Source organism: Mesorhizobium sp. M0058 (assembly GCF_040323095.1).
Lineage (GTDB): Bacteria > Pseudomonadota > Alphaproteobacteria > Rhizobiales > Rhizobiaceae > Mesorhizobium.
Window position 1 is genome coordinate 25,222 of record NZ_JAMYUQ010000029.1, and the last position, 14,989, is coordinate 40,210.

14 protein-coding genes are annotated in these 14,989 nt (G+C 63.3%); 5 read left to right on the forward strand and 9 right to left on the reverse strand.

Features of this window, described 5'->3' with window-relative positions:
* Positions 1 to 12 precede the first annotated feature (12 nt).
* From NKJ75_RS30985 to NKJ75_RS31005, 5 genes are all read right to left on the reverse strand, one after another.
* The gene (locus tag NKJ75_RS30985; RefSeq protein WP_352500611.1) at positions 13 to 1,308 is read right to left on the reverse strand and encodes a flavin monoamine oxidase family protein; all 1,296 of its coding nucleotides are present in this window, start codon (positions 1,306 to 1,308) and stop codon (positions 13 to 15) included.
* Positions 1,305 to 2,381 (reverse strand): extracellular solute-binding protein, encoded by a 1,077-nt coding sequence (locus tag NKJ75_RS30990; protein ID WP_023835005.1) that lies wholly within the window; start codon positions 2,379 to 2,381, stop codon positions 1,305 to 1,307. The genes NKJ75_RS30985 and NKJ75_RS30990 overlap by 4 nt, the downstream gene beginning before the upstream one ends.
* Before the next feature lie 116 nt (positions 2,382 to 2,497).
* Positions 2,498 to 3,580 (reverse strand): ABC transporter substrate-binding protein, encoded by a 1,083-nt coding sequence (locus NKJ75_RS30995; protein WP_023748364.1) that lies wholly within the window; start codon positions 3,578 to 3,580, stop codon positions 2,498 to 2,500.
* Between the two features lie 53 nt (positions 3,581 to 3,633).
* Positions 3,634 to 4,296 carry a transcriptional regulator BetI gene (gene betI / locus NKJ75_RS31000; protein ID WP_023711681.1) on the reverse strand — a complete coding sequence of 221 codons (663 nt, stop codon included), beginning with the start codon at positions 4,294 to 4,296 and terminating at the stop codon, positions 3,634 to 3,636.
* An 85-nt stretch (positions 4,297 to 4,381) separates the two neighbouring features.
* On the reverse strand, positions 4,382 to 5,122 hold the full coding sequence (locus NKJ75_RS31005) for a class I SAM-dependent methyltransferase (RefSeq protein WP_245274204.1): 741 nt from the start codon (positions 5,120 to 5,122) through the stop codon (positions 4,382 to 4,384).
* A 201-nt stretch (positions 5,123 to 5,323) separates the two neighbouring features.
* On the opposite strand from NKJ75_RS31005, the gene NKJ75_RS31010 reads away from it, so the two are divergent.
* Genes NKJ75_RS31010 through NKJ75_RS31025 form a run of 4 tightly spaced genes read left to right on the forward strand, consistent with a single transcriptional unit; the run spans position 5,324 to position 10,021 of the window.
* Positions 5,324 to 6,943 (forward strand): phytoene desaturase family protein, encoded by a 1,620-nt coding sequence (locus NKJ75_RS31010; protein ID WP_023835004.1) that lies wholly within the window; start codon positions 5,324 to 5,326, stop codon positions 6,941 to 6,943.
* Positions 6,930 to 8,495 (forward strand): phytoene desaturase family protein, encoded by a 1,566-nt coding sequence (locus tag NKJ75_RS31015; protein WP_023835003.1) that lies wholly within the window; start codon positions 6,930 to 6,932, stop codon positions 8,493 to 8,495. The genes NKJ75_RS31010 and NKJ75_RS31015 overlap by 14 nt, the downstream gene beginning before the upstream one ends.
* Before the next feature lie 51 nt (positions 8,496 to 8,546).
* A complete protein-coding gene (locus NKJ75_RS31020; protein ID WP_352500612.1) occupies positions 8,547 to 9,773 on the forward strand; it encodes an aminomethyl transferase family protein in 1,227 nt (408 codons plus the stop codon).
* A 2-nt stretch (positions 9,774 to 9,775) separates the two neighbouring features.
* On the forward strand, positions 9,776 to 10,021 hold the full coding sequence (locus NKJ75_RS31025; RefSeq protein WP_023818444.1) for a hypothetical protein: 246 nt from the start codon (positions 9,776 to 9,778) through the stop codon (positions 10,019 to 10,021).
* A gap of 3 nt (positions 10,022 to 10,024) precedes the next feature.
* Here NKJ75_RS31025 and NKJ75_RS31030 read toward each other — a convergent pair whose 3' ends face one another.
* The 4 genes from NKJ75_RS31030 to NKJ75_RS31045 form a co-directional block, all read right to left on the reverse strand.
* A complete protein-coding gene (locus NKJ75_RS31030) occupies positions 10,025 to 11,083 on the reverse strand; it encodes a dipeptidase (protein ID WP_023818443.1) in 1,059 nt (352 codons plus the stop codon).
* A 249-nt stretch (positions 11,084 to 11,332) separates the two neighbouring features.
* Positions 11,333 to 11,632 (reverse strand): GNAT family N-acetyltransferase, encoded by a 300-nt coding sequence (locus NKJ75_RS31035; RefSeq protein WP_023715014.1) that lies wholly within the window; start codon positions 11,630 to 11,632, stop codon positions 11,333 to 11,335.
* Positions 11,625 to 12,257, reverse strand: coding sequence for an alpha/beta hydrolase (locus NKJ75_RS31040; protein WP_352500613.1), 633 nt, complete (start codon positions 12,255 to 12,257; stop codon positions 11,625 to 11,627). Before NKJ75_RS31040 ends, NKJ75_RS31035 begins: the two co-directional genes overlap by 8 nt.
* A gap of 4 nt (positions 12,258 to 12,261) precedes the next feature.
* On the reverse strand, positions 12,262 to 13,194 hold the full coding sequence (locus NKJ75_RS31045) for a VOC family protein (RefSeq protein ID WP_023715016.1): 933 nt from the start codon (positions 13,192 to 13,194) through the stop codon (positions 12,262 to 12,264).
* Between the two features lie 217 nt (positions 13,195 to 13,411).
* On the opposite strand from NKJ75_RS31045, the gene NKJ75_RS31050 reads away from it, so the two are divergent.
* Complete coding sequence (locus NKJ75_RS31050) at positions 13,412 to 14,959, forward strand: alkaline phosphatase family protein (protein WP_352500614.1); 1,548 nt, start codon at positions 13,412 to 13,414, stop codon at positions 14,957 to 14,959.
* Positions 14,960 to 14,989 lie beyond the last annotated feature (30 nt).

Consider the following 14,989-nt stretch of genomic DNA (forward strand, 5'->3'; position numbering starts at 1 on the left):
TTCGGAATAAGATCATGCTCCACTAAGAATTTTAAGTTCCGTCGCGATCTGTTTGGCTGCGATCCGCCCCATCACGATGGCGCCTTCGACATAGCCCGGGAATGACGGCGACAGTTCCGACGATGCGAAATGAACAGGATCTGCGCCGGCACGGATCGTGCGCTCGGCATCCCGTGCCGTCACATCGACAATAAGGTCGCTGAAGGCGCCGCCGCTCCAGCGGTCATCGATCCAGTCGCGCTGGCTGAAATCGATAATATCGGCCGCCTCCGGGCCAAGGGCATCAACGAGCCTTGCCGTGACCTCCGCACGCAACGCCGCGTCCGCGAGCGGACGCCAATGCAAGGCCAGCGGTCCGCCGACGAAGACGACCAGCGCAGCATGTTGCGCATCCTTGCTGGCGTCACAGGCGAACAGGCCCGGCAGGTCGCGCCACATCACCATGCCGCACAGGTCGCGCTCGCGCCAGAACGGCGTGGGATAGCGCACCAGGATCTTGATCACCGCACCGCTTTCCCAGACGCCGAGCGCCTTTGCGAGAGCTGGCGGCAGAGCGGGCGCGAAATCCAGCTTCGCGGCCCTCGCCGGCGGCAGCGCGACCAGCACTCTTCGCGCTTCGATGGCGCTGCCTGCCGAGACGGCACGAACCCCTTGCGGCCCGTGCTCGATGCGCGTAACCGGCTCGTTCAGCCAAACCCTGTCGCCGAGATCTCCCGCCATGTCCTCGGCCAGCGACTGCATGGTTTCGAGCAGCGAATATTGCAGCTCGGGCACCTCGTTGGTGATGCGGCGGTCATTGTCGATGAGGTACCACAGCGGCACCTTGTCCATCGCCAGACACCACAGGCCTTCGATCATCGAGCGGAAAGCCGTCTTGGCGTCAGTGGGATCAGGCTGGCGTTCGAGCCAGGCGGCAGCGCTCATGCCGGCGATCGAGGGATCGTCCGGCTCGATCGCATTCATCCGCTCGCGGATTGCGATCGCGCCATGATAGGTCCGTTCGGCCTCTTCGACCGACAGCGATGGATGGGTGATGAAATCGCCATTCACATAGGTTTCGACGAAGGCCTTGCCACGGGACGCGGCCAGCGCCGTCACCTCCGGCATGTCTTCGCAGAAAAACTGGCCGCCGCTGTCGATGCGCTCGCCAAGCCCGTTGCGAATAGCCTCGACCCTGCCGCCGACGCGGTCGCGTGCTTCGAGCAGCACGACATCGATGCCGGCCTTTCTCAGCTCAAGCGCAGCCGACAGGCCGGTGAAACCGGCGCCGACGATGACGACATCGGTTCTTTCAATCCTGTCGCTCAATAGCCGGCCTTGATCTTCTCGAATTCCGTGACCATGCGCTGCTTGAGCTCAGGCGGCACCGGCTGCTGGAACAGCGTCCTGTCCAAGAACTTGTCGAGATTGTCGAAGCCACGGTCGCTCAGCACCTGATGGTCGATCGCGGCCATCCCGGCGCTGTTGCCGTGGCCGTAGCCGAAGGTCTTGACCAAGTAATCGGACACGGCATGCGCGTTGACCGCACTGAGGAAATCATAGGCCTGATCGAGCTTGCCCGGCGCATCCTTCATCAGCACATAGCCGCACACCCAGGTGGATATGCCTTCCCTGGTGTCGCGGTTCATGGCGATCGGCATGCCTTGGCCCTTGAGCGTCACGAAGGTCTCATTCCAGCCCCAGACGAGGTCGACCTCATTGCCGGTAAAGGCCTGGTTGAGGTCGGTGTCGTCGGTCCAGTAAAAGCGGATGTTCTTGTGGACGTCACGCAGGAAGGCGGACGCCTCCTGGAACTGCGCGTCGGTCATCTTGGTCCAGTCCTTGAGGCCGATGACCAGGCTGGCCAGCGCATAGGCGTCATCGACATTGTCGCCGATGGTGACGCGGCCCTTGAATTTGGGATCGGCGAAAATCTTCAGCGACTGCGCTTCCTCCGCGGTGACCTTGTCGGTGCGGTAGAGCAGCGAAGTGTTGCCCCAGTCGAACGGCATGAACCAGGCCTTGCCGTCGGCGGTGACGGCGAGATCCTTCATCGCCATGATGCCGGGATTGAGATCCTTCCAGCCGGCGATCCGCGAGGTGTCGAGCGGTTGCAGAATGCCGGCCGCGCGCCACTTGGTCACGCTTTGCGAGCAGGGGTGGGCGATGTCGGCCTTGAAGCCGGCGCGCATCTTCTGGAACGCTTCCTCCTCGTCGCCGAAGAAAGCAAAGGTCGGCTCGGCGCCGTATTTGGCGGTGTAGTCGGGGTGCAGCAACGGATCTTCATAGCCTGACCAGTCGAACACGACGAGGTCGCCGCCGCCTTCGGCATAAGCAAGCACGGCGCCAGCGCCGACTGTAAGAGCAGCGGCAAGGGCGAGGCGGCGAAGCATGGAATTCATGGCGCGAAACTCCTCATCGCGAAAAGCGGCCGGGCGACGTTACGGAATTTCAGCGGCCTTGGCGAGACCGTCTGCCCGGCGCACTGACAGGCAGACGGAGGAGGCCGGACAGAGCTTTAGTAGCCTGCCTTGATCTTCTCGAATTCGGCGATCATCTTGAGCTTGAGCGACGACGGCACGGGCGATTGGAACAGGGTCTTGTCGACGAATTTCTGCACGTCGTCATAGCCCTTTTCTTTCAGGATCGCCGGGTCGACGCCGGCCATGCCCTTGGCGTTGGCCTGGCCATAACCCCAGTCCTTGACCAGCACCTTGGCGGTCTCGGGATCGTTGATCGCGTTGAGGTAGTCATAGGCCTTGTCGACATTGCCGGGTGCGTCCTTGAACAGCACGTAGCCGCAGACCCAGGTCGAGATGCCTTCGTCCGTATCCTTCTTGGACTTGATCGGCACACCGGCAGCGACGGATTGTACCGTGGCATCGTTCCATGCCCAGGCGAGATCGACCTCGCCGCCGCTCAGCAACTGCACGACGTCGGTGGTATCGGTCCAGTAGGAGCGGACATTTTTGTGCACCTGACGCAGGAAGTCGGAAGCCTGCTTGAACTGGTTGTCCGTCATCTTGGTCCAGTCCTTAAGCCCGATGGCAAGGCTGGCCAGCGCATAGGCGTCGTCGACATTGTCGCCGATTGAGACCCGCCCCTTGAACTTGGGATCGGCGAAGGCCTTCAGCGACTGCACATCCTTCGCGTCGATCTTGTCGGAGTTGTAGGTGAGCTGGGTGTTGCCCCAGTCCCACGGCATGAACCAGGCCTTGCCGTCCGAAGTGGTGGCCAGATCCTTCATCGCCATGATGCCGGGATTGAGATCCTTCCAGCCGGTGATCTTCGAGGTGTCGAGCGGCTGCAGCAGCCCCGCCTCACGCCACTTTGTCACGCTCTGCGAGCAGGGATGGCCAAGATCGGCCTTGAAACCGGAGCGCACTTTCTCGAAGGCTTCGTCCTCGTCGCCGAAGAAGGCGAAGGTCGGCGAGTCGCCGTTCTTCTCGACATATTTGGGGTGGAAGCTCGGGTCCTCATAGCCGGACCAGTCGAACACGATCAGGTCCTTGTCGGCGGCGACCGCAATCGCCGCAGCCGAACCAGCCAGCGTCGCCGTCAGCGCCAATGTCAGTGTCAGGCGTCGGGTTATTCTTTTCATGCTGTTCCATCCTCTTTGTCATTGCATTGCCGACTCGACTGGCCGGCTTCTGGTTATCCGTAGTGCTTGGGAAAGGCGGCTGCGAGGAACGCGTTGGCCGCTTGCAGCGCGGTTTCGCGCGTGGTGTCTTCGGTTCCCATCATCAACCGCAGCCACAGGCCTTCCAACATGGCTGACAGCGCCAGCGCCATCACCTGCGGCTCATAGGCATAGCCGCCGCTCTGCTTGAGCGTCGCGCAGAGGTCGATGAAGACCTGCTGGTAATATGCGTCGCGGGAACTGCTCAGCGCCTGATAGACCGGCCGCGACTTGGCCTCGCCCCAGAAAGCGAGCCAAGCGGCGAGCTTGCGCTTGTTGCAGATCGAGCGGTCGAAGTCGGCCCAAACCAGAATCTGCAATTGGCGGGCTGGGTCATCACCGGCTTTCCGCAGGGCAGCACGCCAATGTGCCGAATACTCGTCATACATATACTGCAGGGTGGCGATCAGCAGCTTCTCTTTGCTCTCGAAATGAAAGTTGACGATGCCGCGCGACAGGCCGGCGCCATCGGCGACATCGGCCATCGTCGTCTCCGCGTAGCCGCGCTTGGCCAGCGAATCGATGGTCGCTTCGATCAGCTGCTGTTGCCTGACCTCCTTCGACGCCTTGCGGCCGCGTTTTTCCGGTTCGGTTTCTCCAGACGTGTCGGAGGATCGCTCTTCGCGCGCAGCTTTCATCGGTGCCGTCATGCTCCACATTGCCGGCTATCCCACGACAGCCGGCTTCCACCCGCGAAGATGAGTGGGACGGTGCTCGCCACTGTCAAGCACCTTCTTCATGGCCTCCCAGGTCTTGATGTTCTTGTCGATATAGGCCGCTCCGACCGCGGCTGCCGCCGTCTCGTAGAGCGGGCCTTTCAGCCTTTCCAGCTCGCCGCGCGCGACCTTGCGATACCAAGAATTGCGGTCTCTGACGGCGATCGGCAAAGCCGGCGCTGCGCATCGCTTGCGCATAGCGTGCCGGCGAGGCCATGGCGAAGGACAGGCCTTCGGCCGCGACATAGGCCTTCATCTCAGATGACGGCTCGCCGTCATGGCCGATCAGCCAGTCGGAGGCGGCAAAGACGCCGCCCGGTTTCAGCACGCGGAAGATTTCGGCAAACAGCGCGTCCTTGTCGGGCACATGCAAAAGCGCGTCCTTGGAGAACACAACATCGAAGGCGCCATCGGTGAAAGGCAGCGCTCCGGGCGGCGCCTGGACGAAGCTGGCGCGGTCTGAAAGCCCTCGTACAGCAGCCCGCTTTCTGGCCGCCTCGATCACCGGCCGCTCGATGTCGAAGCCGGTGGCATGAGCAGCACCGTGGCGCTCCACCAGATGCAGCGCGATGCCGCCGGAGCCGCAGCCGATGTCGAGGATCGTCTTGCCCCTGAGCGACAGCCCTTCGACCACCCGGTCGACCTCGTCTGGTCCGCCCGGCGACAGATAGCCCTCGCCCCACAGCGCCTCGAGGAAGCGGATCGCGGCGTCGTCATATTCCGGCTCGCCATCTGCCGTTTCGATCATCAGACCTTAAGTCCCGTCAGCCGAATTGCGCAGGTTCGAATGCCGGCAAAGCGTAGCGTATTAACAGGAAAACGCAATATCATTTGTTGAACATTCATTCAGAATGGCTGGACAGAATAGCCGCTGCCGTGCCAAATTCCGCGCATTCGGCGACAAATCACGCGAAAATGAAGGGTCGAGCACCATGAAGGCTGGGCGCGAATGAAAGCTTGGGATGCGATCGTCATCGGCGGCGGACACAACGGCCTGGTCAACGCCTGCTATTTGCAACGCGCCGGGCTCGACGTGCTGGTGGTGGAAAAGAACGACTGGGTCGGCGGCGCCGCCACCAGCCGCGAGCTGACGCCGGGCTTCCTCTACTCCAACTGCTCCTATGTCTGCTCGCTGTTTCGCCCCGAGATCATGCGCGACCTCGAACTGCCGCGTTTCGGCTTGCAGGTTATTTCCTATGAGGGCGGCGCCGTGTTCACCCGCGACGGCGACTACCTCGCCAACTACCGTGACCACGATGCGCACCGGCGCGAATTCGCCCGCTTCTCCAGGCGCGACGCGGAGGCCTATGACCGCTATTCGCGCGACGTGACGCGGCAGTGCCGTTTCATCCAGCCGCTGCTGATGCGCACCGCACCGGACCCGGCCAGTCTCAAGCCGCGCGACCTCGGAGAGCTTCTCTATCTCGGCAAGAAATTCGTCGGCCTGTCATCAGAAGAAATGGCGCTGACGCTGCGCTTCTGGACCATGTCGATCTCGGAATTCCTCGACGAATATTTTGAGACCGATGTCATCAAGGCGAACTTCGCTTTGTCCGGCATTATCGGTACCGCGCTCGGGCCGATGTCGCCCGGCACAGCCTACGTGCTGCTGCACCATTATATGGGTGAGGTCGACGGCTCGGTCGGCGCCTGGGGCTATGCGCGCGGCGGCATGGGCGCCGTCACCAAGGCGCTCGCCGCTTCCTTCAAGGCGTCCGGCGGCGCTATCCGCACCGGCGCCGAGGTCGACCATGTGCTGGTGAGCCGAGGCAAGGCCAAGGGCGTGGTGCTGGCCGGCGGCGAGGAGGTCTACGGCAAGCTCGTCGTCTCCAACGCCGACGTCAAACGCACATTCCTGAAACTGGTCGAGGAGAAGGAACTGCCCGACATTTTCCTGCGGCGGGTCAGGAACTTCAAGATCCGCGGCTCCTCCGGCAAGGTCAACATCGCGCTGGATTCTCTGCCGGAATTCCCGGCACTGCCGAAGGATTCACCCGTTTATCGCGGCGACATGCATTTCACCGATTCCATGGAGCGCATGGAGCGCGCCTATGACGACTGGAAGGTCGGTCGCTGGTCGGCCGACCCATTCCTCGACATGGTCATCCCAACGACGCTCGACCCGACCATGGCGCCGCCGGGCAAGCATTTCATGAGCTGCTTCGTGCAGTACGCACCGCCCAAGGTGAAGGGCCGGGACTGGACCGATGCCGACCGCGACGGTTTCGCTGAAAGCGTGGTTGCGCAGATCGCGGAATACTCGCCAGGCTTCCGCGACCGCATCGTCCATATGGAGGTGCGCACGCCGCGCGAGATCGAAGCCGAGGTCGGCCTCACCGAAGGCAACATCTTTCAGGGCGAGCTGACCTTCGACCAGTTGCTGTTCAACCGGCCGGTGCCGGGCTACGCACAATACCGCTCGCCGGTCGGCGGGCTCTATATGTGCGGCTCCTCGACACATCCCGGCGGCGGCGTCATGGGCGCACCCGGCCGCAATGCGGCAGCCGAGATCCTGCGCGACCTCGCCAAATCGACCTCCCATATGAGCCCGGCCCATGACGTCATTTGATGCCATTATCATTGGCGGTGGCCACAACGGCCTTGTCGCTGCCGCCACTCTAGCGAAAGCCGGCCGCAAGGTGCTGGTGCTGGAAGCGGCCGGCGATGTCGGCGGCGCGGCGCGCACCGAAGAGTTTGCGCCGGGTTTTCGGGTCTCCTCGATCGCGCATGTGCTGAACCGCCTGCACCCCGACGTGGTGAAGACATTGGAGCTGGAGAAACACGGGCTGCAGGTCACCCGTACAGACTTCATGCCGTCAGTCGCCTTGGCGAAGGACGGCCCGCCGCTTGTCCTGCATGGCGCCTATGGCGAAGTGCTGACCGGCTCCACTCCGTCCGAGCAGTCCGCCTGGAAGGAATTGCGCGCGCAACTCATGCGCTATGCCGGCATCCTGAAACCGTTCCTGTCGCGGCGCCCGCCCGATCTCGGTGGCATGTCGCTGCTTGAAACCGCAGCGCTCGGCCAGACGGCCGTGGCGCTGAAAAAGCTCGGCAAGGAAGACATGCGCGACTTCCTGCGCGTTCTCCTGATGAACGTCGCCGACCTGCTCGACGAGCAGCTTGCCGATATCAGGCTGAAGGGCCTGCTTGCCTTCGACGCCACGCTTGGTAGCCACCTCGGCCCGCGTTCGCCGACCTCCCTGCTCGGCCTCTACTATCGGCTGGCCGGCGAGACCGGCGGCAAAACCGGCGCGCAGATGCTGCCGAAAGGTGGGATGGGTGCAGTCGTCGCCACGATCCGCGCGGCGGCGGAGAAAGCCGGCGTCACCGTCCGCACGGCAGCGCCCGCGGCCAGGATAGTCGTCGAGAAAGGGCGCGCCCTCGGCGTGACCCTCGACGGCGGCGAGGTGCTGCACGCCAGAACGATCGTTTCCGCCATCAACCCGGCGACCACAATGCTCGATCTCGTCGGCCCGCGCGAGATCGACACGGGTTTCGTGCGCAAGGTAAAGAACATCCGCATGAGGGGCGACGCGGCGAAGCTCCATCTGGCGCTCGATCGGCCACCGCAATTTTCCGGCGTCGACGCCGATAATCACAAGGGCCGTCTGGTTATCGCGCCCTCGCCCGACCATGTCGAGCGCGCCTTCAACCCGTCGAAATATGGCGAGTTCTCAGCCGAACCGGTGATGGAGATCACACTGCCGTCGCTCTCCGACCCGTCGCTCGCGCCAAGCGGCGCCTGTGTACTGTCGGCTGTCGTGCAATACGCGCCTTATGCGCTGAAAGAGGGTTGGGACGCCGGCAAGCCGAAATTCCTCAGAGCTGTTATGGCGCAGCTCGAAGCCTACGCCCCCGGTATCGGCAAGTCCGTGCTGCATGCCGAGCTTTTGACGCCAGCCGATATCGAAGCCAACTACCGCATGCCGGGGGGCCATTGGCACCACGGCGAATTGCAGGCCGACCAGATGTTGATGTCGCGGCCGGTCTCCGGCTGGTCGGGCTACGACACGCCGATCGAGGGGCTGTTCCTGGCCGGCGCCGGTTCGCATCCAGGCGGCGGCGTTTCGGGTGCTCCCGGTTTGAATGCGGCGCGGCGCATCATCGCGATGAAGGGATGATCGGATGTTTCAGCCAGTCAACGCCGCACTTTACGGCGAAGGAATGCCGTCATGACGAGTCCGATCAACAACGCCGCCCGCACCACAGCGCAGTCGCATTTCCGCACACTGCGTCTCGGCACGCCGTTCCAGCCGCGCATCGATGCGCTGGCCAAAACTCAGGACTGGTACAATTGGGCCGGCTATCGCGCGCCGCATTCGCTGTGGGACGAGGAACTCGAATATTTCGCCATCCGCAGCCAGGCGGCTTTGTTCGACATCTCGCCGATGACCAAATACCGCATCGAGGCGCCGGATGCCGAAGCCTTCCTCGATCGCGTCACGCTGCGCGATGTCACCAAGCTGAAACCGGGCCGCGTCCACTACACCGCATGGTGCGACGACGAAGGTTTTGTCCTCGATGACGGCACGCTGTTCCGGCTGTCGCCGACCCGCTTCCGCCTGTGTTCGCAGGAGCGGCACCTGCCCTGGCTGCTCGACAGCGCCATCGGTTTCGAAGTGACCGTCGAAGAAGAGACTGAAAGCGTCGCTGGTCTCGCTCTGCAAGGCCCAACCTCCTTCGCCGTGCTGCGCGAGGCCGGCTTTGCCGGCGTTGAAAAACTCAAAGTGTTCGATCTCGCCGAGTTCCCGCATGACGGTAGCACCGTCACCATCTCACGCACCGGCTTCACCGGCGATCTCGGCTACGAACTGTTCGTGCCGGCCGAAAAAGCGCTCAGCCTCTGGGACCGCCTGATGACGGCAGGCGAACTGCGCGGCATCCGCGCCATCGGCTACGCCGCCCTCAACCGCGCCCGGCTGGAAGCCGGCCTCATCGTCGCCAATGCCGACTTCACCACCGCCGAGCATGCCATTCGCGCCGACCGTCTGCGCATGCCGGACGAGATCGGTCTCGGCTTCATGATCGATTTGGAAAAAGGCCATTTCAACGGCCGAGGCGCCATCCTCGAAGCCCGTGCCAAACGCAAGCTGCGCCACGTGCTGGTCGGGCTGGAGATCGAAGGCAACATCCCGGCCGAGCACACCATCGTCTACCACAAGAAGCATCAGGAGGTCGGGCTGGTCAGCGCCGCCATCTGGTCGCCGATGGCCAAGCGCAATATCGCCATCGCCTCGCTGACGCGTCCCTATGGTGATACGATGGTGGAAGACCTCTGGGTCGAGATCTACGCCATGCGCGAGTTGCAGTACCAGAAGCTGATGAAGCGGGCCAAGGTGGTGGCCCGTCCCTTCATCAAGCTCGACCGCCGCACCGCCGATCCGCCGGCGGATTTCTGATCATGGCCGACGAACCGGATGATGAGGCGGAAGCCGCCGAACAGTGGCAGCTGGTCAACACGCCGCTCGGCGAAAAATGGTCGGGTCGTACCCGCTATGCCGCCGCCATGTACTTCTACAAGCGCGGCGAAATGAGCGCCGAGACGCTCGAAGCCTACCGCATCTGCGCGCGGCTGGACTGGGAGAACCCGCTGCCGATGATCAGGGATCGCGGCGGCCAGGATTGGCTGAAGCGCATGGGCGCTTAAGTCTCAGCCTATGGTTCTTTCGAGAACGTTCAGCCAGTTGCGATAGGCGATCTTCTCGATCAGCGCGCGTCCGAAGCCGCGCGCGGCCAGCGCATCTACCAGCTTTGGCAAGCCGGCAACGTCGCCGATGACCGCCGGGATCATGGCGCCGTCGAAATCGGAGCCGAGACCGACGCCGTCCTCGCCCAGCGCCTGCAGCAGCGAATCGACATGGCGCACCATGATGTCGAGGCTGGTGTCCGAGTTCATCCGTCCGTCTTCACGCAGGAAGCCGGTTGCGAAGTTGAGCCCGACCATGCCGCCGGTCTCGCGGATGGCGCTGAGCTGCCAGTCCGTCAGGTTGCGCGAATGGGTGCACAGCGCATGCACGTTGGAATGAGTGGCGACCAGCGGCGCATCGCTGAGCGCGGCGACATCGCGAAAGCCCTTTTCGTTGAGATGTGACAGGTCGACCATGATCTTGAGCTGATTGCAGGCCTTGACCAGCGCCTTGCCGGCATCGGTCAGCCCCGGTCCGGTATCGGGCGACGACGGAAAGCGGAACGGGACGCCATGGCCGAAGGCGTTGGGTCGGCTCCAGACAATGCCGAGCGAGCGCAGGCCGGCTTCGTAGAGCACGTCGAGCAAGGTAAGTTCGGGATCGATCGCCTCGACGCCTTCGATGTGAAACACCGCCGCGATCGAACCTTTCGCCATCGCCTCGCGAATGTCACCGGCACTGCGGCAGACGGTCAGCGCCCCCGCTCGCTCCAGCCGAAACAGGATCGAGGCCATGCCGATGGTGGAATTGAGCGCATCAGCGCGTGGCAGTTCCGGCGGCAATGGCTCATTGTCGCTCGGCGCCGGCGGCACCGCAGAGCGTTTGCTCTTCTCTACCGGCGGCGGGAAGATCGCGAACATGCCGCCGGCAAAGCCGCCCTTCTTGGCGCGCGGCAGATCTATATGACCGCCCTGCGTCCCCTCGATGAACAGCTTTTCGACGTCGGTGTCTTTCGACTGGTACAGTCGCAGCAGCGTGTCGTTGTGGCCGTCGAAGACGGGGACGAGATCGGATTCGGTCATCAGGAAGCCATTCGGTCAGTTGGCAGGAGCGGACAAACCGCAGCGAACTGTGTACTTAGGCAAGAAGGCCGAACTGCGCAAATGCCAGAGAGGTGTTCGCTCTTGTGGCTGAGCGACTCCGACCACCTGCCGGGTCCCCGCTGCTTCGCAGCGTCCCGGCGTTCGCCGGCCTTTCATCGTGCCACCGGCACGATGAATTCGCCTTCGGCGACCGGCAACTCACCCCACAAGGGGAGAAGGGAAAAAGGTCTATTGCTTCAGCACATCCGCCCATTCCGGATGGCGGCGGAACTGGGCGTTGGCGAAGGGGCAGAGCGGGATGATCTTCTTGCCCACTGCCCGCGCGTCCTCGACGGCGCGTGTGACAAGCCGAAGGCCGGCGCCCTGGCCGCGAAACACGTCCGGCACTTCGGTGTGATCGATGATGATCTGGTGCTCGCCGATCTTGGTGAAGGTCATTTCCGCCTCGGCGCCACCGGGCCCGCGCAGGACATAACGTCCCTTCGAGCCGCGGTCCTCGAGTTCGATCTCAGGTAACTGGTCAGGCATCGCTTGCTCCTTCAACCGGCGCATCGGCAAAAAGCCGCTTCGCCGCTTCGATCTCGTTGGGCCGAATTTCGTGGCCGCCATCGTGCCACTCCACTGTGACATCGGCGCCATCGGCACGCAAACAGGCTTCCAGCCGCGACGTCAGGTTGGGCGGGCAAATCGGATCGCGTTTGCCGGCGGTGACCAGGATGCGGCGTCCGGCAAGGCTGCCCTGCACCTGCGGTTCGAACGGGATCAGCGGGTGCATCAGCACCGCCGCATCGAACAGCTCGGGCGCGGCGAACATTACCGACGCCAGGATGTTGGCGCCGTTGGAATAGCCGAGACCCAAGACCGAAGATGGTCTTGCCGCCGCCACCTGCGCCTTGATGAAACCGGCCATCTTGGCGGTCGCCCGCGCGAGGTCGTCCATGTCGTAGACGCCCTCGCCGGTGCGGCGGAAGAAACGCGCCGCACCATGCTCGGAAACATCGCCGCGCGGCGATACGATCGTCGCCTGTGGCGCGAGGTCGCGCCCGAGCGACAGCAGCTGGCTCTCGTCCGCGCCGGTGCCGTGAAAGCCGAAGAGCAGCGGGCCGCCGGGCGAACCCGGCAGCGCCTTATGGATGTAAGCTTCCTTGCTCATCGTCTCAGCCTTCCAGCTTCTGCAGATGTTCTTCAAGATAGGGCCGCAGATGCTGGTGCTGCGTCGGCAGTTTCAGCGCCTCGCCGAGATGGGCGGTGTCCTCGTCGCGGTCGAAGCCCGGCTCATTGGTGGCGACTTCGAACAGCACGCCGCCCGGCGTTCGGAAGTAGATCGCCCAGAAATAGTCGCGGTCGATCACCGGCGTTACGCCATAACCCGTATCGATCAGCGCCTTGCGCACTTCGAGCTGCTGGGCGCGGTTCTCCACCGAGAAGGCGACATGGTGGACCGAGCCGGCGCCGAGATTGGCAAAGGCCGCGGTAGGCAGCGATTCGATATCGACGACATCAGCGCCGTTGCCGTTCTTGATGGCGAGCCGGCTGACACTGCCGGACTTGTCCACTTGCTCATAGCCCATGAACTTCAACAGCTCTTCCGTGGCGCCACCATCCTTCAATCTGAGCGAGACCGAGTGGAAGCCGCGTATCGCCTCATCAGCAGGAATGCCGCCTTTCAACCATGGCGCGCGGCTGTCCGCTTTGTCTTCGACCAGCGCGAAACCGTCGCCGTCGGGACCGGCGAAGGCCAGCCGCTTCTCGCCGAACGTCTCTTCGCGGGAGACACCGGCAACGCCTTCATCGGCGAAGCGCTTTTCCCAATAGCCGAGCGTGCCGGCCGGCACCGAATAGGCCGTGGTACCGACCTCGCCGACGCCGTGGCGGCCCCTGGCAATGTCGGGGAACGGAAAATAGGTCATCACCGAGCCGGGCGTACCGTGCTCGTCGCCATAATAGAGGTGATAGACATCTGGCGCGTCGAAGTTGACGGTCTTCTTGACCCGGCGCAGGCCGAGCTTGTGCGTGAAGAAATCATTGTTCTGGCGCGCATCGCCGGCCATTGAGGTCACGTGATGCAGGCCCTTGATCTGGTCGAGCATTGTCTTGCTCCTTCCCTTGGGTTCGCGGCCCTTGCCGCTGTCCACGCCTATATGAGGGGCCGCCCGGCAATGGCAAAGGCGGCAAACTCAGAATGGACTGTATCCTAATAGTGAACAGCAGGAAATTTTCGTTCACCATTTAAGCAAGACCGACAGGCTTGCGCCGCAGCCAAATTCCGGTTCATTGAACGTCTTCCCGACGTGACAGGATAGAGCATTGGCCGCGAAAAGCAGACGCCCGAACATCCTATTGATCTCCTGCGACCAATGGCGGGGCGATTGCCTGTCGGCTGCTGGCCATCCCGTGGTGAAGACGCCGAATGCCGATGCGCTCGCCGCCGAAGGCGTCCTTTTCAAACGGCATTACGGCGGCGCGGCGCCCTGCTCGCCGGCCCGCGCGTGCCTCTACACCGGCCTTTACCAGATGAACAATCGCGTCTGCCGCAACGGCACGCCGCTCGACGCCCGCCACGGCAACATCGCGCTTTCGGCCCGCGCCCTCGGCTATGATCCGACTTTGTTCGGCTACACCGACGTCTCGCCCGATCCGCGCACGATGGCGCCGGGCGATCCCCGGCTGAAAAGCTATGAGGGCGTGCTGCCCGGCTTCAGCGTGCGCCAGTTCCTGCCTGAGCATCAGAAACCATGGCTGTCATGGCTGAAGGCACGTGGCGTCGACACCAGCGCGGGCTCTCCCGGCATTCACCGTCCCGTGGGCGGGGAAGCGGGCGGCGCCGTGACCAATGCGCCGCCTGTTTATTCCAGGGACGAGACGCCGACCGCTTTTCTTGCCGGCGAATTCATTCGCTGGCTGGACGAACAGGATGCGCCATGGTTCGCGCATGTCTCCTTCATCAGCCCGCATCCGCCCTTTGTCGTACCGCAGCCCTACAACACTCTGTATGATCCAGCCGATGGTCCTGCCTTCCGCCGCCAGGAAAGTTGGCAGGTGGAAGCTGAGAGCCATCCCTATCTGGCTTACGACCTTGGTCGCCAGAAGCGGAGAAGCTTCCGCCCCGGCACCGACGGCCACGTGCGCGACTGGGGCGAGGACAACATCCGGGCCATCCGCGCGATCTATTACGGCATGATCTCGGAGGTCGACGCGCAGCTTGGCCGCATCTGGCAAGCGGTCAAGAAGGCGAATGCATGGGATGACACCATCATCGTGCTGACTTCGGACCACGCCGAGATGATGGGCGACCATTTCATGCTGGGCAAAGGCGGCTTCCTCGACGGCAGCTATCACATCCCATTGATCGTGCGCGACCCACGACCCGGCAATGCAGCCGGCTCGACCGTCAACCACTTCACCGAGGCCGTCGACATCTTCCCGACCTTGCTGGATCTGCTGGACGCCGACGCCCAGCCAGATCTCGACGGCCGCTCGCTAAAACCGTTCCTGCGAGATGAACCGCCGAAAGATTGGCGCGACGCAGCGCATTGGGAGTTCGACTTCCGCTCAATCGCCGATCGTGAAGCCGAACGGCATTTCGGCATCGGCTCGCGCCAGTGCAACCTCGCCGTCATCCGTAGGGAAAAATTCAAATACGTGCATTTCGGCGGCGGCCTGCCGCCGCTGCTCTTCGACATGCAGAAGGATCCGGGCGAACTGGCCAACGTTGCCGCCGACCCGGCCTATCTCAGCGTGCGGCTTGAATTTGCCGAGCGACTGCTTGCCTGGCGCGCCGAGCATCTCGACCAGTCGCTGGCGCTTGCAGAGCTGACGGGCCAGGGGGTGGTGGGGTATGTGGGCAGGCAGTAGGCAGCAGGCAGCAGGCAGCAGGCAGCAGGC

Excerpts from the sequence above, each read along its gene's own strand:
- NKJ75_RS31030 (WP_023818443.1), bottom strand. The coding sequence starts at position 11,083 with ATGACCGAATCCGATCTCGTCCCCGTCTTCGACGGCCACAACGACACG.
- betI (WP_023711681.1), bottom strand. The coding sequence starts at position 4,296 with ATGAAAGCTGCGCGCGAAGAGCGATCCTCCGACACGTCTGGAGAAACC.
- NKJ75_RS31010 (WP_023835004.1), top strand. The coding sequence starts at position 5,324 with ATGAAAGCTTGGGATGCGATCGTCATCGGCGGCGGACACAACGGCCTG.
- NKJ75_RS30990 (WP_023835005.1), bottom strand. The coding sequence starts at position 2,381 with ATGAATTCCATGCTTCGCCGCCTCGCCCTTGCCGCTGCTCTTACAGTC.
- NKJ75_RS30995 (WP_023748364.1), bottom strand. The coding sequence starts at position 3,580 with ATGAAAAGAATAACCCGACGCCTGACACTGACATTGGCGCTGACGGCG.
- NKJ75_RS31005 (WP_245274204.1), bottom strand. The coding sequence starts at position 5,122 with ATGATCGAAACGGCAGATGGCGAGCCGGAATATGACGACGCCGCGATC.
- NKJ75_RS31015 (WP_023835003.1), top strand. The coding sequence starts at position 6,930 with ATGACGTCATTTGATGCCATTATCATTGGCGGTGGCCACAACGGCCTT.
- NKJ75_RS31040 (WP_352500613.1), bottom strand. The coding sequence starts at position 12,257 with ATGAGCAAGGAAGCTTACATCCATAAGGCGCTGCCGGGTTCGCCCGGC.
- NKJ75_RS31045 (WP_023715016.1), bottom strand. The coding sequence starts at position 13,194 with ATGCTCGACCAGATCAAGGGCCTGCATCACGTGACCTCAATGGCCGGC.
- NKJ75_RS31025 (WP_023818444.1), top strand. The coding sequence starts at position 9,776 with ATGGCCGACGAACCGGATGATGAGGCGGAAGCCGCCGAACAGTGGCAG.
- NKJ75_RS31020 (WP_352500612.1), top strand. The coding sequence starts at position 8,547 with ATGACGAGTCCGATCAACAACGCCGCCCGCACCACAGCGCAGTCGCAT.
- NKJ75_RS31035 (WP_023715014.1), bottom strand. The coding sequence starts at position 11,632 with ATGCCTGACCAGTTACCTGAGATCGAACTCGAGGACCGCGGCTCGAAG.